The sequence below is a fragment of the Streptomyces sp. MUM 203J genome, assembly GCF_022414595.1.
Lineage (GTDB): Bacteria > Actinomycetota > Actinomycetes > Streptomycetales > Streptomycetaceae > Streptomyces.
The window spans coordinates 1-23,782 of sequence record NZ_JADWYO010000010.1 but is presented as its reverse complement, the minus strand read 5'-3'; the positions used below and the strand labels follow the sequence as shown (position 1 = coordinate 23,782).

The 23,782-nt window shown below is 74.2% G+C and carries 22 protein-coding genes and 1 riboswitch; of the genes, 13 read left to right on the top strand and 9 right to left on the bottom strand.

Annotated features, from left to right (window positions below; genetic code table 11):
- Positions 1–78: 78 nt before the first annotated feature.
- From I3F58_RS08380 to I3F58_RS08365, 4 genes are all read right to left on the bottom strand, one after another.
- Positions 79–1,587, bottom strand: coding sequence for a cobyric acid synthase (locus I3F58_RS08380; protein ID WP_240107635.1), 1,509 nt, complete (start codon positions 1,585–1,587; stop codon positions 79–81).
- Complete coding sequence (locus I3F58_RS08375) at positions 1,584–2,552, bottom strand: cobalamin biosynthesis protein (protein WP_240107634.1); 969 nt, start codon at positions 2,550–2,552, stop codon at positions 1,584–1,586. Before I3F58_RS08375 ends, I3F58_RS08380 begins: the two co-directional genes overlap by 4 nt.
- A gap of 131 nt (positions 2,553–2,683) precedes the next feature.
- Positions 2,684–2,766: riboswitch (cobalamin riboswitch) on the bottom strand.
- Positions 2,767–2,928: 162 nt separating this feature from the next.
- Entirely contained in the window at positions 2,929–3,156 is a 228-nt protein-coding gene (locus tag I3F58_RS08370; RefSeq protein ID WP_240107633.1) for a hypothetical protein, read from the bottom strand.
- A 24-nt stretch (positions 3,157–3,180) separates the two neighbouring features.
- Positions 3,181–4,476 (bottom strand): inorganic phosphate transporter, encoded by a 1,296-nt coding sequence (locus I3F58_RS08365; protein WP_240107632.1) that lies wholly within the window; start codon positions 4,474–4,476, stop codon positions 3,181–3,183.
- A 228-nt stretch (positions 4,477–4,704) separates the two neighbouring features.
- On the opposite strand from I3F58_RS08365, the gene I3F58_RS08360 reads away from it, so the two are divergent.
- The 11 genes from I3F58_RS08360 to amaP all read left to right on the top strand — a co-directional run bounded on the left by I3F58_RS08360 (position 4,705) and on the right by amaP (position 14,756).
- The gene (locus I3F58_RS08360; RefSeq protein WP_240107631.1) at positions 4,705–5,415 is read left to right on the top strand and encodes a class II aldolase/adducin family protein; all 711 of its coding nucleotides are present in this window, start codon (positions 4,705–4,707) and stop codon (positions 5,413–5,415) included.
- Positions 5,416–5,579: 164 nt separating this feature from the next.
- Positions 5,580–6,707, top strand: coding sequence for an alpha/beta fold hydrolase (locus I3F58_RS08355; protein ID WP_240107630.1), 1,128 nt, complete (start codon positions 5,580–5,582; stop codon positions 6,705–6,707).
- A 481-nt stretch (positions 6,708–7,188) separates the two neighbouring features.
- Positions 7,189–8,616: a hypothetical protein gene (locus I3F58_RS08350; RefSeq protein ID WP_374207925.1), complete on the top strand. Its 1,428-nt coding sequence runs from the start codon at positions 7,189–7,191 to the stop codon at positions 8,614–8,616.
- A 690-nt stretch (positions 8,617–9,306) separates the two neighbouring features.
- On the top strand, positions 9,307–10,905 hold the full coding sequence (locus I3F58_RS08345; protein ID WP_240107629.1) for an ABC-F family ATP-binding cassette domain-containing protein: 1,599 nt from the start codon (positions 9,307–9,309) through the stop codon (positions 10,903–10,905).
- Between the two features lie 329 nt (positions 10,906–11,234).
- Complete coding sequence (locus I3F58_RS08340; protein WP_240107628.1) at positions 11,235–11,456, top strand: helix-turn-helix domain-containing protein; 222 nt, start codon at positions 11,235–11,237, stop codon at positions 11,454–11,456.
- A gap of 220 nt (positions 11,457–11,676) precedes the next feature.
- On the top strand, positions 11,677–12,477 hold the full coding sequence (locus I3F58_RS08335) for an enoyl-CoA hydratase/isomerase family protein (protein WP_240107627.1): 801 nt from the start codon (positions 11,677–11,679) through the stop codon (positions 12,475–12,477).
- A gap of 109 nt (positions 12,478–12,586) precedes the next feature.
- Positions 12,587–13,018 (top strand): Asp23/Gls24 family envelope stress response protein, encoded by a 432-nt coding sequence (locus tag I3F58_RS08330; protein WP_240107626.1) that lies wholly within the window; start codon positions 12,587–12,589, stop codon positions 13,016–13,018.
- A 34-nt stretch (positions 13,019–13,052) separates the two neighbouring features.
- Entirely contained in the window at positions 13,053–13,253 is a 201-nt protein-coding gene (locus I3F58_RS08325) for a hypothetical protein (RefSeq protein ID WP_240107625.1), read from the top strand.
- A 5-nt stretch (positions 13,254–13,258) separates the two neighbouring features.
- Positions 13,259–13,621 (top strand): alkaline shock response membrane anchor protein AmaP, encoded by a 363-nt coding sequence (locus tag I3F58_RS08320; protein WP_240107712.1) that lies wholly within the window; start codon positions 13,259–13,261, stop codon positions 13,619–13,621.
- Positions 13,618–14,199, top strand: a complete 582-nt coding sequence (locus I3F58_RS08315; protein ID WP_240107624.1) for a DUF6286 domain-containing protein — start codon at positions 13,618–13,620, stop codon at positions 14,197–14,199. Before I3F58_RS08320 ends, I3F58_RS08315 begins: the two co-directional genes overlap by 4 nt.
- Positions 14,196–14,756 carry an alkaline shock response membrane anchor protein AmaP gene (amaP, locus tag I3F58_RS08310; RefSeq protein ID WP_240107623.1) on the top strand — a complete coding sequence of 187 codons (561 nt, stop codon included), beginning with the start codon at positions 14,196–14,198 and terminating at the stop codon, positions 14,754–14,756. The genes I3F58_RS08315 and amaP overlap by 4 nt, the downstream gene beginning before the upstream one ends.
- A 53-nt stretch (positions 14,757–14,809) precedes the next feature.
- Here the strand turns inward: amaP and I3F58_RS08305 are convergent, their stop codons facing one another.
- The 3 genes from I3F58_RS08305 to I3F58_RS08295 all read right to left on the bottom strand — a co-directional run bounded on the left by I3F58_RS08305 (position 14,810) and on the right by I3F58_RS08295 (position 18,205).
- Positions 14,810–15,565, bottom strand: coding sequence for an SDR family oxidoreductase (locus I3F58_RS08305; RefSeq protein WP_240107622.1), 756 nt, complete (start codon positions 15,563–15,565; stop codon positions 14,810–14,812).
- Positions 15,566–15,569: 4 nt separating this feature from the next.
- On the bottom strand, positions 15,570–17,354 hold the full coding sequence (locus tag I3F58_RS08300; protein ID WP_240107621.1) for a glycoside hydrolase family 15 protein: 1,785 nt from the start codon (positions 17,352–17,354) through the stop codon (positions 15,570–15,572).
- A 65-nt stretch (positions 17,355–17,419) separates the two neighbouring features.
- A complete protein-coding gene (locus I3F58_RS08295) occupies positions 17,420–18,205 on the bottom strand; it encodes an SURF1 family protein (RefSeq protein WP_240107620.1) in 786 nt (261 codons plus the stop codon).
- 264 nt (positions 18,206–18,469) lie between these two features.
- Here I3F58_RS08295 and I3F58_RS08290 point away from each other — a divergent pair, with 264 nt between their 5' ends.
- A complete protein-coding gene (locus tag I3F58_RS08290; protein WP_240107619.1) occupies positions 18,470–18,718 on the top strand; it encodes a hypothetical protein in 249 nt (82 codons plus the stop codon).
- Between the two features lie 248 nt (positions 18,719–18,966).
- On the opposite strand, the gene I3F58_RS08285 is transcribed toward I3F58_RS08290, so the two are convergent.
- A complete protein-coding gene (locus tag I3F58_RS08285; protein ID WP_240107618.1) occupies positions 18,967–19,971 on the bottom strand; it encodes a DEDDh family exonuclease in 1,005 nt (334 codons plus the stop codon).
- Positions 19,972–20,144: 173 nt separating this feature from the next.
- The gene (locus I3F58_RS08280; protein ID WP_240107617.1) at positions 20,145–22,736 is read right to left on the bottom strand and encodes an MXAN_6230/SCO0854 family RING domain-containing protein; all 2,592 of its coding nucleotides are present in this window, start codon (positions 22,734–22,736) and stop codon (positions 20,145–20,147) included.
- 217 nt (positions 22,737–22,953) lie between these two features.
- On the opposite strand from I3F58_RS08280, the gene I3F58_RS08275 reads away from it, so the two are divergent.
- Entirely contained in the window at positions 22,954–23,676 is a 723-nt protein-coding gene (locus tag I3F58_RS08275; protein ID WP_240107616.1) for a VIT family protein, read from the top strand.
- The last annotated feature ends 106 nt before the right edge of the window (positions 23,677–23,782 follow it).

Genomic DNA, 23,782 nt, shown 5'->3' with positions numbered 1-23,782 from the left:
GGCGGTCCCGCCGAATGTCCGCCGGCGGGCGGGGTCCGGGTGCGGTCCCCGCGCCCGCGGAGCGGGAAGCGGAGCCGTTCACGGCGCCCCCGGCGGGACGAAGGGCAATCCGCCCGGCCGGCCCGACTCGATGAGCTTCCACAGCGCGTCCGTGTCCGCGTGCTGCTCGATCAGGTCGCCCAGCCGGTCCAGCTGCTCCTCCCGCAGGGCGGCGAAGGAAGTGCCGGGCGCGGGTACGAACCGCCGCCCGGCGGCACGGGCGACCTCCCGCAGGAACGCCCGCCGGAACCCGTCGCTCTCCAGCGACCCGTGCCAGTGCGTGCCCCACACCGCGCCGACCCGGCACCCGTCCAGGAACGGCTCCCCGCCCCGTACATCCGCGACGCCATGGTGGATCTCGTACCCGTCCACGCGCTCGCCCAGTGCCTCACCCGCCGGCCGCGTCAAGGTCTTCTCCACCGCGAACCGCACCGCCACCGGCAGCAGCCCCAGCCCGTCGACCTCACCGGCCCGGGACTCGACCTCGTCCTCGATCCGCTCGCCCAGCGCCTGGAACCCGCCGCAGATCCCCAGCACCGGCCGCCCCTCGGCAGCCCGCCGCACCAGCGCCTCCGCCAGCCCCCGCTCCCGCAGCCAGGCCAGAGCCCTCACCGTGCCGCGTGTGCCCGGCACGACCACCAGGTCCGCGTCGGCCAGCTCCTCCGGCCGGTCCACGAACCGCACGACCACACCGGGCTCGGCCGCCAGCGCGTCCACGTCGGTGAAGTTCGACATCAGCGGCACCGCGCACACCGCGACCCGCAGCACGTCCTCACCCACCGGCGGGGCCACGACCGACTCCCGTACCGCGCCCCGCAGGGACACCCTCAGCCCGTCCTCCTCGTCGATGCCGAGCCCGTGGGCGTACGGCAGCACCCCGAAGGTCCGACGGCCCGTCAGGCCGTACAGCATGTCGAGCCCGGGCTCCAGCAGCGTCACGTCGCCCCGGAACTTGTTGACGAGGTACCCCGCGACCAGCTCCTGGTCCTCCGCCGCCAGCAGTGCCGTCGTGCCGAAGAACTGCGCGAAGACCCCGCCGCGGTCGATGTCCCCGACCACGAGCACCGGGAAGCGGGCGGCGCGCGCGATGCCCATGTTCACGATGTCGTTCCGCCGCAGGTTGATCTCGGCGGGGCTTCCGGCGCCCTCGCAGATCACCGCGTCGTGCGTGGCCCGCAGCTCCTCCAGGCACTCCACGACCGTGCCGAGCAGCGCCTGCTGCCGGCCCCCGTGGTAGCCGCGCGCGCTCAGCTCACCGACCGGTCTGCCCATCAGCACGACCTGGCTGGACCGGTCGCTCCCGGGCTTCAGCAGCACCGGGTTCATCAGCGCGCTCGGCTCCAGCCGGGCGGCCTGGGCCTGCATGGCCTGGGCCCGCCCGATCTCGGCGCCCTCGCGCGTCACGTACGAGTTGAGGGACATGTTCTGCCCCTTGAAGGGCGCGACCTTCACGCCCTGCCGGACCAGCCAGCGGCAGATGCCGGCCGTCACGACGCTCTTGCCCGCGTCGGAGGTCGTCCCGGCGACGAGCAGCCCCCCACCCCTCATGAAGCCCTCCGCTTCCCGGCCCTGAAGGCCCCGTACGCGAGCCGCCCGCCGACGCACACCGCGAGCGCCAGACCGCTCACCCGGCGCGACAGCCGCACCGCACGTTCGATGTCGGCCACCCCTGCGTCCCGCCCCTCTCCGTTCAGGACCGGCCGGTGCTCGACCCGCCCCCCGTACGAGAGGCTGCCCCCGAGCCGTACGCCCAAGGCCCCCGCGAACGCCGCCTCCACCCGCCCCGCGTTCGGGCTCGGGTGCCGGTGCGCGTCGTCCCGCCACGCCCGTACGGAACCACGCCGGTCACCGCCGCAGACAACCGCCAGAGCGGCGGTCAGCCGGGCGCCCGGCCAGCCCGCCAGGTCGTCGAGCCGCGCCGACGCCCAGCCGAAGCGGCGGTAGCGAGGCGACCGGTGGCCGACCATGGCGTCCAGGGTGTTGACCGCCCGGAAGGCCACGAGTCCCGGAACCCCGGCCACCGCACCCCACACCAGGGCGCCCACCACGGCGTCGGACGTGTTCTCCGCGACGGACTCCACGACCGCCCGCGCCATGGCGGGCCCGTCCAGGGACTGCGGGTCGCGCCCGCACAGATGTGGCAGCCGTTCCCGGGCCACGTCCAGGTCTCCGGCCTCCAGAGCGCCGCCGACGGCACGGGCCTCGCGTCCCAGGGTCGTACCGCCGACGACGGCCCAGACGGCGGCGGCGGTCAGCGCGACGGCAGCCGGTTCCCGGTGCCGCACGGCGCGCGCGGCGAACGCGGCCCCTGCGGCGGCGCCCCCGGCGCACACGGCAGTGTGGAGCGCCCCCCAGCCGCGGTGGTCGTTCCACAGCGCCCGCTCCACGGCCCCCGCGGCGCGCCCGAAGGCGGCGACGGGGTGGCCCCGGCGGGGATCCCCGAGCAGCAGGTCGGCAAGCAGCCCGGCAGCGGCGCCGTACGCAAAAACGCGGTGTTCTCGATCAGCGCGCATCAGCTCAGCAGCCCGGTACGCCTCGCTGAGGGCTGGGGGAGGAGGGTCTCTGCGCTGGTGGAAGGGTGCCGGTCATGGCGACATGTCCTCACTCAGGGTCCGCGCCCTGGCTCGACGGAAACCGGCGGTGAGAGTTCCTGGCTCCCGGCCGCGCGTGACGCGCGGGGCCGGTGACAGTGGCGGGACCGCGCCGGATTCTCACCGGCTTCCTCTTCTGCCGCGGTAGCTGGCCCGGGAAGTCCACCACGCTCCGCGAAGGCCCGTCAACTCACCTGTGACCTGCGACGGGACAGTGTGCCCAGCCCCACAGAACAGCGGTCGGCCGCCGCACCCGAAGGGGTACGGCGGCCGACCGCAGGGAGAAGCGATCCGGCCGTCAGGCCACGATCAGATAGATGCCCCAGGCGATGGCGGCGGCGCACAGCGCGAAGCAGGCGTACGCGCCGGTGCGCGCCAGTGCGGCGGCGCCGCCCTGTGCGGCGGCGGCCTGCTGCTTCTGCTTCGAGAGGCCGACGAGGCCCAGGCTGAACAGGGCGACGAGCCCGACGGTGACGACGAGGCCCACGCCGAAGACGGAGCCGAGGGCTGCCCAGTCGATTTTCATAGCGTTTCCGTTGCCGATCTTTCGTTACACCGTGGCCGTGGGCGCCGCGTCGGAAGCCGACGAGGACGCCGTGGCCGGTGCCGGAATGGTGGTCTTGAGGGCGCTGTCCGCGTCGACGATCTCGCCGGCGGGCGGCGGGCTGACGGCGGCGATGGCGGTGGTGACGACACCGGCGGGCTCGGTGGCGTTGGCCTCGGAACCCTGGGGCCGGTCGTCGCCGTCCGCGTCGTTGACGTTGGTGTGGTCGATGACCTGGCGGCGGGAGAAGAGCCAGATGCCGGCGCAGGATGCGACGAGGAACAGGGCCACGACGGTGACGCCCCAGTCGCCCTGACGGGCGACCAGCTCGGCCAGCGCGGCGACCAGTCCGGCGGCCGGCAGGGTCAGGCCCCACGCGACGAACATCCGGGTGGCGGTGGACCAGCGGACCACGCCGCCCTTGCGGCCCAGGCCCGCGCCCATCACGGCGCCGGAGCAGACGTGCGTGGTGGAGAGCGAGAAGCCCAGGTGGGAGGAGGCGAGGATGACGGTCGCCGCACCGGTCTGGGCGGAGAAGCCCTGCTGCGGCTGGAGGTCGGTGAGCCCCTTGCCCATGGTGCGGATGATGCGCCAGCCGCCCAGGTAGGTGCCGAGCGCGATGGCCAGACCGGCCGAGACGATGACCCAGAGCGGGGGGTTGGAGCCCGGCGCGAGGACGCCGCCGGTGACCAGGGCGAGGGTGATGATGCCCATGGTCTTCTGAGCGTCGTTGGTGCCGTGGGCGAGGGAGACCAGGCCCGCCGAGGCGATCTGGCCGGCCTTGTAGCCCTTGCGGCCGGTCTCGGCGTCGACCTGCTTGTCCACCTTGTAGGTGAAGCGGGTGGCGAACATCGCGGCCAGGCCGGCGACCACCGGGGCGGCGACGGCCGGGATCAGCACCTTGGTGAGGACGACGCCGCCGTTGACGCCGCTGAAGCCGATCGAGGCGACGGTGGCGCCGACCAGACCGCCCATGAGGGCGTGGGACGAGCTGGACGGCAGACCGACCAGCCAGGTCACGAGGTTCCAGAGGATGGCGCCGACGAGTGCGGCGAGGATGACTTCAGGCTGGATCCCGGTCTCGTCGACAAGTCCCTTGGAGATCGTCTTGGCGACCTCCACGGACAGGAACGCGCCCACCAGGTTGAGAACGGCCGACATGGCCACCGCGGCCTTGGGTCGCATCGCACCGGTCGAGATGGTGGTGGCCATCGCGTTGGCGGTGTCGTGGAAACCGTTTGTGAAATCGAACACGAGGGCTGTCACGATCACAATCGCGAGCAGCAGCGTGATGTGTTCCATTTACCCAGGCAATCGTTCGACGTCAGTAGCCCGCCGAACGTAGGCAACCTGGGTGAACGGAAGGTGAACTGGAGGGGTTCCTGTGGTGTCTCAAGCCGTGGGACGGCCTTCCGTTTGTGTGCGAGCCCCGGTTTTCCGGGCTTCGGGGGTCCGCTGAGGGGGCGAGGATGAGCCAGGAAGAGACGCTCGTCACTTTCGGAGGGATTCGCCCCACGGCATGATCGCCCCATGGCGACCGATGAGAGACCGACGACCGGACCGACTTCCGCATCGCTCGAACAGGCGTGGGACGCCCTCGTGGCCACCGCGCGCAGAACGGTCACCGACGGGCTTGTGGTCGGCACCTCGGGCAACGTCTCCGTACGGGTCGGGGACCTGGTCCTGGTCACCCCCACCGGAGTGCCCTACGAACGCCTGACGCCGTCCGATCTGCTGGCCGTCGACCTGGAGGGCACCCGGGTCCTGGGCACCCTGGCCCCCACCAGCGAGCTCCCCATGCACCTGGCGCTGTACCGGGCGACCGACGCGGGCGCGGTGGTGCACACCCACGCCGTCCACGCCACGGCAGTCTCCACGCTCGTCGACGAGCTGCCGCCCATCCACTACATGACGGGAGCCCTCGGCGGCCCTGTCCGTGTCGCCCCCTACGCCCTGTACGGCACCGGGGAACTGGCCGACGGCATGCTCGCCGCCCTGTCCGGCGGCCGCACCGGCTGCCTGCTCCGCAACCACGGCACGATCACCTACGGCTCGACCCTGGCCCAGGCCTACGACCGCACGGCCCAACTGGAGTGGATGGCCCGCCTCTGGCTCACCGCGACGGCGGCGCCGGGCCGGACCCCGACACTGCTGACGGAGCGGGAACTGGCGGAGGCCACGAGCAAGCTGAGCGGCTACGGCCAGTCAGGCCCGTCCGGGAGCGCCTCCGGGGGAGCGTGAGGACGAGCGGCGAAGCCGCGACACGGATCCGGGCGGAGCCCCCACGCGCCGGGGCCGAGCACCGGCGCAGACGGGAGGGGCGGGGCCGGGAAGGAGCCGAACGGGGGTCACCCGCCCACCCGCCTCCACTGGCACCGCCCCCGACCGGCACCGACACTGAACCCGTGCGTCCGGCAACCGCGGCGACGACCGCCGCCACCACCGTCGTGGCCCTTGGCGCGGCCACCCTCGCCGCCGCCCGCTACGCCGGGGGCGCCGCGCTCAGACCGCGCCCCAACAACCCCCTTCCCGGCGAGCCCCGGCTCACCGTCCACGCCACCGGCCCCGGCCGCGTCACCCTCAGCCGCACGCTCGCGTCCCTGCGGCCCGGCGTGTACGGCCTGGAGGCCCCGGGCCTCCACGCCGTCGTCGGCCCCGTCCTGGACGACGTGCCGCATGCCCCCGACAGCGTCGTACGCCGACTGGAGCGGGTCCAGCACGGACTCCTCGACGCCGGCTGCCGGGTCAGACTCACCCCCCGGCTGCACACCGGAACCCCGTCCTCCGCGCTCGGCCTGGCCCATCAGAGCGTGGACGTGCCCGGCGAGCTGGGTCCGCTCCCGGCCTGGTACGTGCCGGGCGCCCGAACCACCTGGGTGATCACTGTCCACGGCCTCGGCACCACCCGCGAGCACCCGCTGAACCTGCTCGGCTTCCTGGCCGCCCACCGGCTGCCGGTCCTCGACGTCGCGTACCGCGGCGACCCGGGCGCGCCCCGCCCGGCGGACGGCCTGGGCCACCTCGGGGACTCGGAGTGGCGTGACCTGGACGCCGCCCTCCGGTACGCCGTGCTGCACGGGGCGCGGAGGGTCATCCTGTACGGCTGGTCCACGGGCGCCGCCATGGCCCTGCACGCGGCCTCCCGCAGCGGACACCGCGACGTGGTCTGCGGCCTCGTCCTCGACTCGCCGGTGCTTGACTGGGAGGCCACGGTGCGCGCCCTGGCGACCGCCCGGCGGGTGCCCGCCGGGCTCCTGCCCCTGGCCGTGCGCGCCGCCCGGGGCAGGACCGGGCGTCACGCGGACCTGCTGGCCGAGGCGGCCCACCCGGACGCGTTGCGCGTACCCGCGCTGATCTACCACGGGCCGGACGACCACATCGCGCCCTGGGACACCTCCCGCGCCCTGGCGGACCGCCGCCCCGACCTGGTGACTCTCCGCCCGGTCAGCCGCGCCCCGCACGCGGCGATGTGGAACGCCGACCCGGACCGCTACGAGGAGTCGCTGCGCCGCTTCCTCGTCCCCCTGGTCTGAAGCGGCCCCACACCGGCCTCCGGCGCGGCCCTGCCCACGTCGTGTCTCCGCTCAGCCGCCACCGGGCCGCCCGCCCGGTGTGGCCCGGGTCGGTCTTGCGCCCGTCCGCCCCGCCCTCCTGCCGGGCCGGTGTCCGGGTCCTGGCCGCCCGGCGGGGCCCGGCCCGTGTCCGCTGGCCGTTCCGGATTCGCCGCCCGGCCCGCACCCCGCACCCGTCCGGTCGGCCCGCGGCCGTCCCCCCGGCCGGTGTCCGGGCCCTGGCTACCCGGTGCGGCCCGGTCCGCGCCGGACGTCCGCCCGGTCCGGCCCTCGTCCTCCGCCCCGGCCGGTGTCCGGGCCCCGGTGCCCGGCCCGGAGCGCGTCGGCGGCCCGCCCGCGTACCCTCCGTCCGGCCCGCCACAGGCCTCCTCCCTGGCTCTTTGTCACCGCGTCCGTCTCATTCCGTTTGGGCTTTCGGGCCGTCAGCGGGAAGACTGCCCCCGTGACGTCTCGAAAGCCTGATGAGCAACCGGCGCGCAATTCCGGACTCCGTCTCGTCCGTGCGAGGCCGCTGGCCGCGGCCCGCCGGGCCGTCGCCACCCGGCGTACCCGCCCGGCGCCCCGGCCCCCGGAGGGCACACCGCCCCGGGCGGAGCTGGCCCGTCAGGCCCGGCGGGTCCTCGCGGACGCCGTACGCGTCGCACACTGGGCCGCGGAGCACCGCGGCCGCGTCACCGAACCCACCTCCGCCACCGAGCGTGAACGGGCCGCCGCCGCACTCGGCCTGACGCCGGCCCGGGTGCGGGTCGCCTGGGACCGGGCCCGGCTGGCCGGGCTGGTCGAACTGCACGGCGACACCGCTCGCCCCGGCTGGCGGCTGCGCGCCTGGGACAGCGACGACTCCGCGGCGCTGCGCGGCTGGGTCGCGCTGCTGGACGCCTGGTCGCTGGCCCATCCCGTGCCCGGAGACGCCGAGCCCGCGGAGGTCGCGGAGGTCGTGGAGGCCGTCCCCCAGGTGCTCTCCCTGCTGCACCTGTCGGCCGGCCCCGTCCTCGTACCGGCCCTGCTCGACCTGCTCCGGCAACGGGTCGCGGAACTCCGCGAGGAACGCTGCGAGGTCCCGTACGGCTCGGGGGACACCGCGCCCGGTGCCGCGCCGAGCGGCATGCCCGGTCCGGCCGCACCGGGCATGCCCGGTGGCGAGCCCCCGCTGGCCCGGCTGCTCGGGTGGGCGCTCGACGGGCTGGCCGCCGTCGGTGCGCTGACGCTGGGCGACGGGGACGCCACCCTCACGCCGCTCGGCAACTGGGCGGTGTGGGTCAAGCTCGAGCAGATCTGCGTCGCCGCGCAGAGCCCCGCCGGGCACATCGAGCAGTCCGCCGAGGACATGCTGCGCGGCTGTGCCCGGCTCACCCCGGGACCGGCCCGCGCCGAGTACCGCGCCTGGCTCGCCGCCCGGCCCGTGAGCAGTGCCGTCACCGAGCTGCTCGCCGTCGCCCGCGGCGACGACGCCCTGCTGCGCGGCCTCGCCTTCGAGGCGCTCCGGGCCGTCGGCGCCGCCGCCGAGCCCGAGGTACGGGCCGTCGCCGGGGAACCCGCGCTGCGGCCGTACGCCCTGATCTGGCTGGCCGAGCACGAGGGCGCCGACCCCGACGACGCCCCCGAGGTGCTCACCCGGGACGAGGCGACCTGGCTGTGGGTGGACACCGCGGCGGCCGTCACCGACCACGGTGAGAGCGATCTGCTGGTCCGCCACCTGGAGTCCGCCGTGCAGGGAACCGTCCCCGCCCTGCTCGAAGAGGTCCGCGCGGTCGGTCACCCCCGCACCGTCCAGGTCCTGGTCGCCCTGGCCGCCGCCCATCCGGACCCGGCCCTCGCCAAGGCGCTGCGCCGCGCGGCCTTCCAGGTCCACACCGGCGGCGCCGCCTGACCGCCCGGCCCCGGTTCGCCGGGGTGCGCCTCACCCGGGCGAGTGCCGCGGGGCGCGGGCGCCGAAGCCCCGGAGGGTCACCCTCGGCGTCCCGCGCGAGACGGCCCCGCGAGCCGTGGAACCGGTCCGTGGACAGGGTCCACGGACCGTGCTCCGAGGCTCCCGCGTGGTGCACGTCGACCTCGTCCGCCATGACGCAGACCCCCGTCGGCAGGCGTCCGTCACGACCCGGGGCCGACAAACCGTCGCCCCCCGTCCGGGCCCGGCATCACCACGCCGTGTCCGCGCGGCGCGGCCGCGTGCAGGACAGCGCCGCACTCCGTGTCGTACCGGCCATTCCGCCGGAATCAGAACGGCTGCACCGGGGTCCTGATCGTGCCCCGCGCCCGCGGGACAGGTGCACCGCGGGCCGTCCTCGCCGCGCCCGCTCCGGATCTCCGGCCCCATGCCAGTCACCCTCTGTGATGTGACGCGGATCTCACTGGCTGCCGGTCCCGTGGTCACAGCCGACATCACGGCCCCGGCAGGGCAGTTGGGTGCGGAAAAGTGCTTGCACGTGACCGTTAGAATGGCCCGTATGGCCATTCTCCCCGCGCATTAGACGGCACTGGAACCACAGCAGCCACCGCACCCGAGCGCTCCGCGCACCCTGCCGTCCTTCCGCCGTACGAACCGCCCTGGAGTCTGACCGTGATCACCGCCACCGGCCTTGAGCTGCGCGCCGGCGCCCGAGTACTCATCGAGAACGCGTCCTTCCGCATCGCCAGGGGTGACCGCGTCGGCCTCGTCGGCCGCAACGGCGCCGGCAAGACGACGCTCACCAAGTGCCTCGCGGGCGAGGGCATCCCGGCTGCCGGCACCATCGCCCGCTCCGGCCAGGTCGGCTATCTCCCGCAGGACCCGCGCACCGGCGACCTCGACGTGCTCGCCCGCGACCGCATCCTCTCCGCCCGCGGTCTCGACGTCCTGATCCGCAAGATGCGGCAGAACGAGGACCGTATCGCGACCGGCAAGGGCTCCACCCGCGAGAAGGCGCTCAAGCAGTACGAGCGTCAGGAGACCGAGTTCCTCACCAAGGGCGGGTACGCCGCCGAGGCCGAGGCCTCGACGATCGCGGCCGCGCTGGGGCTGCCCGACCGCGTGCTGGGCCAGCCGCTGCACACCCTCTCCGGCGGTCAGCGCCGCCGTATCGAGCTGGCCCGCATCCTCTTCTCCGACGCGGACACCCTGCTCCTCGACGAGCCGACCAACCACCTGGACGCCGACTCGATCGCCTGGCTGCGCGACTACCTGAAGACGTACCGGGGCGGCTTCATCGTCATCTCCCATGACGTCGACCTCGTCGAGACGGTCGTCAACAAGGTCTTCTACCTGGACGCCAACCGCTCCGCGATCGACGTCTACAACATGGGCTGGAAGCTCTACCAGCGCCAGCGCGAGGACGACGAGAAGCGCCGCAAGCGCGAGCGGCAGAACGCCGAGAAGAAGGCCGCCGCCCTCAACGCGCAGGCCGACAAGATGCGGGCCAAGGCCACCAAGACGGTCGCCGCGCAGAACATGGCCCGCCGCGCCGAGAAGCTCCTCTCCGGCCTGGAGGAGGCCCGCCAGTCCGACAAGGTCGCGAAGCTGCGCTTCCCGGACCCCGCGCCCTGCGGCAAGACCCCGCTCATGGCCCAGGGCCTGTCCAAGTCGTACGGCTCGCTGGAGATCTTCACCGACGTGGACCTGGCCATCGACAAGGGCTCCCGCGTCGTCATCCTCGGGCTCAACGGCGCCGGCAAGACGACCCTGCTGCGTCTGCTCGCCGGGGTCGAGAAGCCGGACACCGGCCAGGTCGACCCGGGCCACGGCCTCAAGCTCGGCTACTACGCGCAGGAGCACGAGACTCTCGACCCGGACCGCACCGTCCTGGAGAACATGCGCTCCGCCGCACCCGACCTCGACCTCGTCGAGGTGCGCAAGGTGCTCGGCTCGTTCCTCTTCTCCGGCGACGACGTCGACAAGCCCGCCGGGGTGCTGTCCGGCGGTGAGAAGACCCGGCTGGCCCTGGCCACCCTGGTCGTCTCCTCCGCCAACGTCCTCCTCCTCGACGAGCCGACCAACAACCTGGACCCGGCCAGCCGGGAGGAGATCCTCGGCGCGCTGCGCACCTACAAGGGCGCGGTCGTGCTCGTCACACACGACGAGGGTGCCGTCGACGCGCTCCAGCCGGAGCGGATCATCCTGCTCCCGGACGGAGTCGAGGACCTGTGGGGCGCCGACTACGCCGACCTCGTGGCCCTCGCCTGACCCTCCGGACCCCGCCCGGAAGACGTTGATCGTCTCCGTCTGGATCATTCGGCGGAGCCGTGATCCATCATCTGAGTGAGGCGATCTCATATCGCGGCGTGGCGTCCTGCGGTTTCTCCGCTCCCGGGGCCGCGCCGCGCCGGTCTTGCCGGATCACCCCTGACCTGGCACTTCTTCCCCGCGCAGACGCGGTTCACGGCTGTACGGACGGGCCGGACGTGCCGCGGCTCGGTGTTCTTGTGTCACAGACCTCGTCGAATGGCTGGCCATGTGGACGCGGAGGGGTGATCATGAGAAGACCAGAGCGCACTTCCCATGAGGAGGCACGGGTGGCCGAGACTCTGAAGAAGGGCAGCCGGGTGACCGGCGCCGCGCGCGAAAAGCTCGCGGCAGACCTGAAGAAGAAGTACGACGCCGGTGTGAGTATCCGGGCCCTGGCCGAGGAGACCGGCCGGTCCTACGGATTCGTCCACCGGATGCTCACCGAATCCGGAGTCACGCTGCGTGGACGCGGCGGAGCGACGCGAGGCAAGAAGGCCACTTCGGCCTGACCTGGCGAGCGCGGCTCGTACGGCGCCCACTGGTTCCGGCGGTGCCCGTCCGGTCGGCCGCGGCCGTCGGACCCTGGAGGTCTGACGGCCGACCGGTCGACCGGATGGTTACTGTGCAGTAATTTGTCGGTCGGGGCGGCAGACGCACGACATGTGCGCGCGTATCCACGCGCGTACAGCGCTGCCCTCCGACCGATCTGCACCGGACCCGGAGGCCCGTATGACCTCGCTCGACTCTGCCCTCGACCTGCTCGACAAGGACGGTGTAAGGCTCACCGTCGAGGACGCCGTCGCCACGGTGTCCCTCACCAACCCGGACAAGCGCAACGCCCAGTCGCCCGCTCTGTGGCGGGCACTCGCAGAGGCGGGGCGGATGCTGCCGGGCAGCGTGCGTGTGGTCGTGCTGCGCGGCGAGGGCAAGTCCTTCTCCGCCGGGCTCGACCGGCAGGCGTTCACCCCCGAGGGTTTCGACGGCGAACCGTCCTTCCTCGACCTGGCGCGCGGCGATGACGCCGAGCTGGACGCCGTCATCGCGGAGTACCAGGAGGCGTTCACCTGGTGGCGCCGCAACGACATCGTGTCGATCGCCGCCGTTCAGGGGCACGCCATCGGGGCCGGCTTCCAGCTCGCCCTCGCCTGCGACCTGCGCATCGCCGCCCAGGACGCCCAGTTCGCCATGCGTGAGACCAGCCTGGGTCTGGTGCCCGATCTGACGGGCACGCAGCCGCTCGTCACCGCCGTCGGCTACGCCCGTGCGCTGGAGATCTGCGCCACGGGCCGCTTCGTGTACGCGGACGAGGCCGAGCGCATCGGTCTGGCCAACCTCGTCGTGCCCGGAGGGGAGCTCGACGGCGCCGCACGCGACCTGGCCGCCGCGCTGCTCGCCGCCCCGCGTGACGCCGTCGTCGAGACCAAGGCCCTGCTGAGGGGTGCGGCGGAGCGGACCTACGAGGAGCAGCGCGTCGCGGAGCGCGCCGCCCAGGCGCGTCGGCTGCGGGACCTCGCGGGCCTCGCGGACTGACTCCGTTCCCGACCCGTACGCCCCCGGCCGGACGTCGGCCGGGGGCGTACGCGTTGTCCCGCGCTTAGGGTGGTCACCGGACACCGAACCCGCGCAAAAGGGGCAAGCCGTGACCGACGCCGAGGAAGCACGCGAACAGAGCACCGGCCAGGAGGGTTCTCTCGGCCGGACCAGCATCGCGGACGGCGTCGTCGAGAAGATCGCCGCGCTCGCCGCCCGCGATGTGGACGGCGTGCACGACCTCGGCAGCGGCCTGTCCCGCACCTTCGGCGCGATGCGCGACCGGGTGCCGGGCGGCAGCAGGTCGGGCCGCGGGGTGAAGGCCGAGGTCGGAGAGGTGCAGGCGGCTCTCGACCTGGAGATCGTCGTCGACTACGGCGTGCACATCGCGGACGTGGCCCGGGCCGTACGGGAGAACGTCATCGCGGCCGTGGAGCGGATGACCGGTCTGGAGGTCGTGGAGGCCAACATCGCCGTGACGGACGTGAAGCTGCCGGAGGACGACAACGACGAGGAGGCGCCGGACACCCGCGTCCAGTGACGACAGCCACGGGGGCGGAAGGGAGCGCAGCACGATGGGAAGCATGGCGCCGCTCGGCCTCGTGGCCGGGATGGCCCTCGGCTTCGCCGGCTACTTCGGCGGATTCGGGGCGTTTCTGCTGGTCGCCGCGTTGGGCGCGATCGGGTTCGTGGCGGGCAGACTGCTCGACGGCGACCTCGAACCCGGCGACTTCTTCCGCAGCCGCGACCGCTACCGCGACGACCGGCGGCGGTGAGCGCCGTGCCGTCGGGCAACCCGGTGCCGCCCGCCGACCGCGGGGCGACCACTCTCACGGACCGCGCCGTCGCGAGGATCGCCACCCAGGCCGCCCGTGAGGCGCTCCGCACCGCCCCCGCGCCCGGGCAGGCCCGCCGCCCGCAGGCCTCGGCCGTCGTCCACCGGGACAGCGCCCGGGTCCGGGTCGTGCTGGAACTCGCTTACCCCACCGACCTCGGAGCCCAGTGCGCGGCCGTCCGCCGGCAGGTCGTCCGGCGGATCGAGTCCCTCACCGGGCTCGCCGTCCCGGAGGCGGCCGTGCACGTGGAACGGCTGCACCCGACCCACGCCGGGCTCGGCGAGACCGCCCACGGGGTGACCGGATGAGCGGGCATCAGACGGCCGGGCCCGGCCCGCACCCCCGGCACCGCTTCTGGTCGGCCCGTCGTGTGCCCGCGGCCCTCGTCGCGCTGGCCGTCGCCGCCGGCGCGGGACTGTTCCTCTACGACATCGCGGCCGTACGGCTGGACCGGCCCGCCATGCGCTGGCGGCGGGCCCTCGCCGACGAGCTGGCCGTCCGCCCGCTGGACGACCCGTGGCTGCTGGCCGGGGCAGCCGTAGCCGTACTGCTCGGCGGCTGGCTGCTGGTGCTCGCCGCGACTCCCGGGCTGCGCGGGGTCCTGCCGATGCGGCACGGGACCGGCTCGGTGAGGGCGGGGCTGCACCGGGACGCGGTGGCGCTCGTCCTGCGCGAGCGGGCCATGGAGGTGACGGGTGTCTGGTCGGTACGGGTCCGGGTACGGCGCGGTACGGCGCTGGTCCGGGCGCAGTCCCACTTCAGGGACCTGGAGGAGGTACGGCACGACCTGGACGCGGCGCTCGCGGCGGGCGTGGCGGAGCTGGACCTGACCCACCCGCCGACCGTGACCGTGCGGGTCACCCGGCTGGACGGGGGCCACGCGTGACGGCCGGGCCGCGCGGCGGCAACCGCGCGCTGATCGCGCTGGCCGGGCTGCTGCTGCTCGGCGCGGGCGGCGCGGTCCTGGTGGCCGGACTGGGCGCGGCGCCGGACGCGGTGCTGCTGAGCGAGGCGACGCGGGAGCGGTGGCAGGACCGGGCCTGGTGGTGGCCGGCCGTCATGGCCGCGCTCGCCGTGCTCGTGGTGCTGGCCCTGATGTGGCTGGCCGCCCAGCTACGGCGGCCCCGGGCGCCCGAGGTACTGGTGGACACCCACGACGGCGGCGCCGCGACGCTGAGGGGGCGTGCCCTGGAGGCGGCGCTGGAGGCCGAGGCGGAGGCGGTCGACGGCGTGGCCCGCGCCCGTGTCCGGCTGACCGGGGCCGGGGCGGCGCCGGAGGCGTACGTGTCCCTGTACGTGGAGCCCGACGCGGACCCGGCGTTCATGCTCACCGCGCTGACGGACACGGTCCTGCACCACGCCCGCGCCACGACCGGCCTCCCGGTGCTGCCGGTCGAGGTCCACGTCAGGGCGGCCGGCCGCAGGGTGGGCCGGGTCACGTGACGGGCAGTGCCCCGGGGCGCCCCCCGTCACGGCCCCACCCCAAGGACGGAACGTCAGAACCCGTGCCGCGCCCCGCCGTCCACCGGGACCATGACCCCTGTCACATACGACGCCGCAGGTGACAGCAGGAACGCCGCCGCACGGCCGAACTCCTCCGGCGCCCCGTACCGCCGCAGCGGAATCCGGGCCTCCGACCCGGCCCGCGCCGCCGCCGGGTCGCCGGACAGTGTGTCCAGCTCCCGTACCCGGTCCGTGTCGATCCGGCCCGGCAGCAGGCCCACCACCCGGATGCCCTGCGGCCCCACCTCGTTCGCCAGCGACTTGGCGAATCCCGCGAGCCCGGGCCGCAGCCCGTTGGAGATGGTCAGGCCGGGGATCGGCTCGTGCACCGAACCCGACAGGACGAAGCCGATCACCCCGCCCTCCGGCAGCGCTGCCGCCGCCGCCCTGGCCATCCGCACCGCGCCGAGGAACACCGACTCGAACGCCGTCCGCCACTGCTCGTCCGTGTTGTCCGCCGCCCAGCCAGGCGCCGGGCCGCCCACGCTGACCAGGACGCCGTCGAAGCCGCCGAAGTGCGCGCGGGCCGCCGCGATCAGCATGTCCGGAGCGGTCGGGTCCGCGTTGTCCGCCGCCACCCCGACCGCCTGCGGACCCAGTTCGACCGCCGCGTCCTCGGCCGCCTTCGCGTCCCGCGAGGAGACGACGACCTTCGCGCCCTCCGCGACCAGCGCCTTCGCCGAGGCGTGGCCGAGCCCCCGCGAGGCGCCCGTCACCACGTACACCCGGTCCTTCAGTCCAAGATCCATGTGCCTATCCTGCCGCGTCCTCCTCGGCCAGCGCGACCGCCGCGACCACCAGGGCGACATGGCTGAACGCCTGCGGGAAGTTGCCGAGCTGGCGGCCCGCCGCCGGGTCGTACTCCTCCGCCAGCAGCCCCACGTCGTTGCGCAGCCGCAGCAGCCGCGCGAACAGCTCCCGCGCCTCCTCCCGCCGCCCGATCGACCGCAGCGCGTCCACCAGCCAGAACGAGCAGGCCAGAAACGTTCCCTCGCCACCCGGCAGCCCGTCCACCGACGGCCCGTCCACGCTGTAGCGGCGCACCAGACCGCCCACCCCCAGTTCTTCCCGTACCGCGTCGACCGTGCCCACCACCCGGGGGTCGTCCGGCGGCAGGAAGCCCACCCGGGGGATCAGCAGCGCGGCCGCGTCCAGCTCCCTGGAGCCGTACGACTGTGTGAACGTGTTGCGCGCCGGGTCGTACCCCCGTGCGCACACCTCCCGGTGCACCTCGTCCCGCATCGCCCGCCAGCGGGCCGGATCGCCCGGCAGTGCCGGGTCGGCCTCCAGGGTGCGCACCGCGCGGTCCGCCGCCGCCCACGCCATGATCTTCGAGTGCACGAAGTGCCGCCGCCCTCCGCGCACCTCCCACAGCCCCTCGTCCGGCTGACGCCAGGTCGACTCCAGGAACCCGAGCAGGCTCAGCTGCAGGGCCCACGCGTGCCGCTCCGGCGGCATCCCCGCCTCCCGCGCCAGGTGCAGCGCGTCCAGCACCTCCCCGTACACGTCCAGCTGGAGCTGGCTCACCGCCTCGTTCCCGATCCGCACCGGCCGCGCGCCCCCGTAGCCGCGCAGCCAGGGCACCTCCAGCTCCGGCAGCCGCCGCTCGCCCGCCAGCCCGTACATGATCTGGAGGTCAGCCGGGTCGCCGGCCACCGCCCGCAGCAGCCAGTCGCGCCAGGCCGCGGCCTCCTCCCCGTACCCGGCCGACACCAGGGCCTGCAGGGTGAGTGTGGCGTCCCGCAGCCAGCAGAAGCGGTAGTCCCAGTTCCGTACGCCCCCCATCTCCTCCGGCAGGGACGTCGTCGGCGCGGCCACGATGCCGCCCGTCGGCGCGTAGGTGAGGGCCTTCAGCGTGATCAGCGACCGCATCACCGCCTCCCGGTGCGGGCCCTCGTAGGCGCACCGGGAAGCCCAGGACTTCCAGTCCTCCAGGGTGTGCGCCAGGGCCTCCCGCGGATCGACCAGCGGCGGGCGCGGCTCGTGCGACGGATGCCAGGTGAGGCAGAACGCCACCTGTTCCCCGGCGCCGACCGTGAAGGACGACCAGGTGCTGTACTGCTGACCCCACGTCTTGACCTGTGGCTCACACCGCAGCCATACGGCGTCCGGCCCGGCGACCGCGACCCGTTGACCGTCCGCGCGGCGCACCCACGGCACGATCGACCCGTAGTCGAACCGCAGCCGCAGCACCGCCGACATCTCGACCCGGCCACTCAGCCCCTCCACGATCCGCATCAGATCGGGGGTGCGGTCGCGCTGCGGCATGAAGTCCACGACCCGGACCGTGCCGGTGCGGGTCTCCCACACGGACTCCAGGACCAGGGAGTCACCCATATAGCCGCGCCGGGTGCAGGTACGCGCCCCGGAGGGGGCGATCCGCCAGTGGCCGTTGTTCTCGTCGCCCAGCAGCGCGGCGAAGCATGCCCCCGAGTCGAAGCGGGGAAGACAGAGCCAGTCGACGGATCCGTCCCGGCCGATCAGCGCGGCGGTCTGCAGATCCCCGATGAGGGCATAGTCCTCGATACGTTGGGTCACGCTTTGGCGTGTTCCCGCGCCGACGAAACCCCAATCAGCCCTGCCATGCGCCCCGAGGGCGGTCGCTAGTCGACGGGCTCCGGCACCCGGTCCGCGCCCGCCGCGGCCGCCGCCCGGTCCCGCCGCTCCCGCCGGACCAGGATCACCCACCCCACGGGCACCCCCGCCGCGAACAGCCACCACTGAACCGCATACGCCATGTGCGCACCGATCGAGTCGTGATCCGGCTCGGGAACCGGCTCCGGTGACCCGCCCGACGGCTCGGGCGCCGTCATGTCCAGGTAGCCGCCCAGCACCGTACGCCCCAGCAGCTCCGCCTGCTGCTCGCTGTTGATCAGCATGACCTGCCGGGGCGGCAGCCCCTGCAGGTCCTTGATGCCGCTGCTGTGCGTGGTCTGGTCGGCCATCAGCCGCCCGGTCACCGTGATCCGCCCCTCCGGCGGGGGCGGGACCTCCGGGAACGCCCGCTGGTCGGGCCCGGCCGGCACCCAGCCACGGTTCACCAGGACGGTCCGCCCGTCGTCGAGGACCAGCGGAGTCAGCACGTGGAAGCCGACGCGGTCGTCCGCGTTCGTCCGGCGGCGGACCACGACCTCGTCCCCGGTGTCGAAGGTGCCGGTGGCCGTCACATGCCGCCAGTAGTCCCCACGGGGAACCGTGTGGCCGGGCGAGGTGAGTTCGGTCACGGGCACCGGCTCCACCGTCAGGTTGTCCTCGATCAGGGCGTTCTGGGCGACCCGGCGTTCGTGCCGGTGGAACTGCCAGAAGCCCAGCTCGACCATCACGGGGATGAGGACGAGGGCGACGAGGGTGAGGATCACCCACTGCCGGGACAACAGGAAGCGGTACACCCCATGACCGTACCTCCGCCCCCGGGAGGAGCCGCCCCCGCCCCCGGTCGTCGCACACCGGCGCCCACCGGGGGCATGCGGCATCGCTGCTCCGCTCCGGCCCGCTGGATCCGGCCCGGCGGGGCCCGGCGCGGTGAGGGGCGGACACGGGTGCGAGCGAGGATCTGCCCGTCGGCGGCGTCGCTACGCCGACCAGGGGGAACCCGAGGCCGGCGTGGCGATGTCAGCTTGCGAGCGTTCCCTCCGCCCCCGACGATGCGGCCTATGACACGTTGCGAAGTGTGTGGGAACGACTACGAGCTGGCCTTCACCGTCGAGACCCGGGACGGGGCACGCCACGTCTTCGATTCGTTCGCCTGCGCGATCCACCGCATGGCCCCCATCTGCGAGCACTGCCGGGTACAGATCATCGGCCAGGGCGTCGAGGCGGACGGGCACTGGTACTGCGGCGCGCACTGCGCCCGTGCGGAGGGCAAGGCCGGCATCGTGGACAAGGTCGGCTCCGCGGTGTAGCCGACGGCCCCTTCGGCACCCCGCTCTCCCGGCTCGGACCCCGCCGTGGGGCAGCGGGAGAGCGGCCTTCGCGCCGTCAGGCAGCCCGCGTGGTACCCGCGTCCTTCGGCTGGAACGCCGCACGGCTCAGGAAGTCCTCACCCAGCCGTTCCCGGGTGCAGAGGGCCGGGGCCGGGTCACCCGGGTGGAAGCCGCCGTCGCCGCTCGGGCCGCACGGCGCCCGCGCGCCGGGAGGGCACGCCCGGCGGTCACCCGTTCGCGGGCCGCACCGGAGGGTCTGCCGGTGCGACGTCCCGCAGCAGCTGGGTGAAGGCGGCCTCGTCGACGACCGGCGTGCCGTAGGCCCTTGCCTTGGCCACCTTGGACGTGCCGGCGTCCGGGTCGTTGGTGACGAGCAGGCTGGTAAGCCGGGACACGCTGGTCGCCACGTGCAGGCCCGCCTCGGTCGTGCGGTCCTCCAGCAGCTCCCGCTCGACGGAGGTGTCGCCGGAGAACGCCACCCGCATGCCCTGCTTGAGAGGCTCGTCCGGTTCGTAGCGGCCGGGGTTGGGGTACGGGCACGCCGGGCGCTTGCGTGAGGGCCGCCACCCGTACGACGCCTGACGGCCGATCCGGGGCGTGGCCCCCGACGGCGACGCGGGCGCGGGCGAGGTCCACTCGACGAGCGGCCGGCATTCCAGCAACGGCAGCCGCACGCCCTGCTCCGCCGCAGTGTGCAGGCTCGGCCGGAACGCCTCCGCCAGCACGCGCGCGTCGTCCAGCGCGTTGTGCGCCTGGCGCTGTACGACTCCGAAGTGCGCGGCCAGCGACTCCAGCTTCATGTTCGGCAGCGGCAGCCGCAGCTCCCGGGCCAGCGCGATGGTGCACAGACGCTGCCGCACGGGCGCGGTGCGCTCGGCCCGCGCGTACTCGCGGGAGATCATCGACCAGTCGAAGAACGCGTTGTGCGCGACCAGCACCCGGTCCTGGAGCCGCGCGGAGAACTCCGCCGCCACGTCGGGGAAGACCGGCGCCGACGCCAGCATGTCCGCCGTCAGCCCGTGGATCCACACCGGGCCGGGATCCCGCTCCGGGTTGACCAGCGTGTACCAGTGGTCCTCGACCTCGCCCCGCGCGTCGAGCCGGTAGACGGCAGCCGACACTATCCGGTCGTGCGAGGAGAGCCCGGTGGTCTCCACGTCGACCACCGCATATCCCTGCGGGTAGGCGGTCGGCCACGCTGCTGCTGTCGTCGGGTCGTCGAGCATGGTCAACGAGAATAGAGCCCGCCACCGACACTCTCCGAACCGGGCGCCCCGTCCGCAGCCGCCGTCGACACGGGCCGGAGCGCGAACGGAGCACCCGCCGCTCCCCGCACACCGGTTGGGCGCCCCCGTCGCGAAGGCCGTGCCGACGCGCACCCGGGCCCCGGTGGCCGCCCGCCGCCTCAGCCGAGCTCCGCCACGAGGTCCCCGGCCGCCGCCTGGGCCAGGCCGCAGCCGTCCACCGCCCCCGGCAGCAGCCGGTACACGGTCCCCGACGCCCCCTCCGGGGCCACGTCCCCGTCCACCAGCGCCAGCAGCACCCGCTTGTGCGAAGCGGCCCGCCCGGCCTCCGCCGCCGGGGAGTCCGCCTGCCGCAGCAGGTCCGGCTCTCCGCCCGTGCGGATGCGCCGGGCGAAGCCGCCGAGCGTCTCGCCCAGCCGCCGCGTGTAATGCAGCAGTTCACCGTCCCGTACGACGACGGTCTCCTCCGCGCGGGCGGCGGCATGCCACACCGCCACGTCCCACAGTGTCGTACGGCCGGAGGCGAAGTACCCGGACAGGTCCTCGCCGATCCGCCCCAGGCCGGTCCGGTGGCGCCCCACGCTGTGGTGGCCGCCGGAGGACGACAGGTGCACATCGGTCCACAGGAACGTCCGCTCCTCCAGGTCGGCCAGCAGCGGCACCTGTACGCGTGACTCGCCTGCCAGGTCGTACCGCTGGCGCACGGTCCTCGGGTCGTAGGCGGAGCCGCGCCCGCCGCGGGAGGACAGGCTCATGAAGCCGGCGAAGACGTCCGGGAGCTGATCGAACGGGATGTCGTCGAAGCTGAGGACGGTGGGCACGACGAACCGCACTCCCGCCTCGCGGAGCGCCGCGAGGTCCAGGTCCACGTACTCGGTCGCCCCGTCCGGCGCGGGCGCGGAGGTCAGGTCGCCGGAGTGGACGGCAGCCCGTTTCCCGTACACGAGCCGGGTGTAGTCGCAGAGCCCCCGGTACGACCAGTCGGCGCCGTACAGCGCGGCCGACAGGTCCAGGTCGACGCGGGTGCGCGGCGGCTGCGTCCAGTGCAGGAACAGCCGCAGCACCTCGCCCGGCGGCAGCGGCAGTGTGCTGCCGCGCGGCACCGAGACCGCCGCCTTCGCCGTCCCGCTCTGGGCCGACGGCACGGCGACCCCGGCCAGGCCCGTGTCCAGTACGGCCAGCCGGTAGCGGTCCGCCCTGTCCTGCGGGACCAGCCGGCGCAGCGCCTCCGCCTCCAGCAGCCCGCACACCCGCCGGGTGACGGCGGCGGGCAGCGGCGGACGGGTGTCGTCGACCGCGTACGACCGGGCCACCTGGCCGCGTGGGAAGAACACCCGGCGGTGTCCGGGCAGATGGCGCGCCCGCAGCCGCCCGTACGCCGCGAGCAGCGGCCCCGCCCCGGCATGCGGAATGTGCAGGGCGATCCGCCGCAGGGCCTCGGGGCCCGGCCCCGCCTCCCCGTACAGCCGCAGCAGCTGGTCGAGTCGCCGCAGCAGTTCACCCGGCCGCTCGGCCAGCGGCAGCAGCGCGCCGTCGGGGTCGCCGCCGCTCAGCGCCGCCTCGACCCGGCCGCCCCAGGTGCGCGCCCGCAGCCGCGTGCCCTCGATCCGCACGGCCGCCGGGTGCTCGGCGGCGGTTGCCCGCAGCGCGTCCCCGAACGACACGGAGTCCAGGTCGGTGCCCCGGACCAGCGCGAACGCCAGCGCCGCCCTGGGGTGACGGGCATGCCACTCGAACGGATGAAGGCTCTCGCCCGCGCGTTTCCACAGGACGGGGTGGCGCAGCAGGTCCTCCACGAGCGAGTCGACCGGCAGCCCGTCGAGCACGCGGAGCAGTGTGCGGCGCAGACCGCGGCGGGGCGTCCGGAACCGGGGCGGCGCCAGCAGATCCGCTTCCCCGCCCGACAGCACGGCCAGCAGCCGCAGTACGTCGGTCGCCGTGGTCAGCTGCTCGGGCAGCAGCGCCGTCACGGCGTCCCGGGTGCGCGGCGCGAGCAGCAGCCGCCCCAGGACCAGCGCTTTCGACTCCCGTACGGGAACGTCCCGCGGCAGCCAGTCGAGCGCGGCGGGCGCGTGTCCCACGAGCAGCTTCAGGTCGTCCCTGTCCTGCGGCGACAGCGGCGTCCGGCGGGCGAGCAGCACGCCGAGCGTCCGCGCGGCGTCGGCGGCCGGGCCGGCCGACCCCAGGTCGAGCGGCTGAAGCGGCCGGGCCGGAACCTCCGGTGACCGCGTGACCGGCGACGGCTTCAGAAAGGGGTCGGCACCGTCGATCCGCCGATGGCACAGCGGGCAGCCGGAGTAGTCACCCCCGTCCCAGCAGCCACGGCACACCAGATGCGCGCAGGGCGTGACGGGCCGCACCGACCCCACCGTCCCGCACAGCACGCACGGCTGGTCGGGCGCCTGGAGCAGCAGGGTGAACACCCGGTCCACGTACAGCTGGAACGTGTCGTCCGGGACGGAGTGCGGAAAGCCCCGGAACAGCGGTGTGTGCGTCCGGTCGGCGCCCAGCTCCGCGTCGAGCAGGACCAGCAGCCGCTTCCCGGCCTCGGCCAGCCCCGCGGGGCCCAGCCGGGCGAGCGCGTCCCGCAGCCGTCTGCCGGGCGCGAAGCCCCGGTCGAGCAGCTCGGCCTCCAGGGCGGCCAGCCCCTCGGCGGTCGACGGGTCGCCGGGGCGGGGCGCGGCGGCGTCGACGTAGACGGTGCGCAGCCGCCGGAGCAGCACGGCCTCCAGCAGGGGCCCGGGAACGGACAAGCAGATCCCCCCAGCAGAGAAGAAACGGAGAAGCGGGGACGGAGAGTGGACGCGCTGTGGATCCACCTGAAGGGTTGGAGAAGGAAGCACGTCGGCGGAGCCGTCCCCGCACGCGGGGAGTCTAGGGAACGCGCGTGCGACACGGCCACGCATTAAACGGCCGCGTGAGGCGTGCCGTTGGTACCGGCGCGGCGAGGCTGGTGGGACGCTCTGTTCCGTGACGGAACCGATCCCGGCCGAGGCCCCGCACGAACCGCACGACAGCGGGTTCGGCACACGTCTGAACTGGCTGCGTGCCGCGGTGCTCGGCGCCAACGACGGCATCGTGTCCACCGCGGGCCTGGTCGTCGGTGTCGCGGGCGCCACGACCGACCGCGCGACGCTGCTGACGGCCGGCCTCGCGGGCCTGCTGGCCGGCTCCCTGTCCATGGCGGTGGGGGAGTACGTCTCGGTCTCGACGCAACGCGACTCCGAGAAGGCCGCGCTGGCCCTGGAGCGCCGGGAGCTCCGCGAGCAGCCGGCGGCGGAACTGGACGAGCTGACCGACCTGCTGGCCGCACGCGGACTGACGCGTGCCGTGGCCCGCGAGGCCGCCGAGCAGCTCACCGAACGGGACGCGCTGCGTGCCCACGCCCGGGTGGAGCTGGGCATCGACCCGGACGCCCTGACCAACCCCTGGCATGCGGCGGGCGCCAGTTTCCTCGCCTTCACCGTGGGCGCGCTGCTCCCCCTCCTGGCGATGGTCCTGCCCCCGGCCTCCGCCCGCGTCTGGGTCACCGTCCTGTCGGTGCTGGCCGCCCTCACCCTCACCGGCTGGTGGAGCTCCCGCCTGGGCGTCGCCCCCGCCCGCCCGGCCGTCGTGCGGGTGGTGGGCGGCGGAGCACTGGCGATGGGCGTGACCTACGCGGTGGGTTCGCTGCTGGGAGCGGTGGGCGTGTAGCGCGCCCGTGCCGGTACGGCAGGGCCCCGGTGAGCGCCCCTTGGGTTCCAGGGGTCGTCGCAACACCACTTGGTTTCAGGTGGTGAGTAGATCACGTAGACGCTCG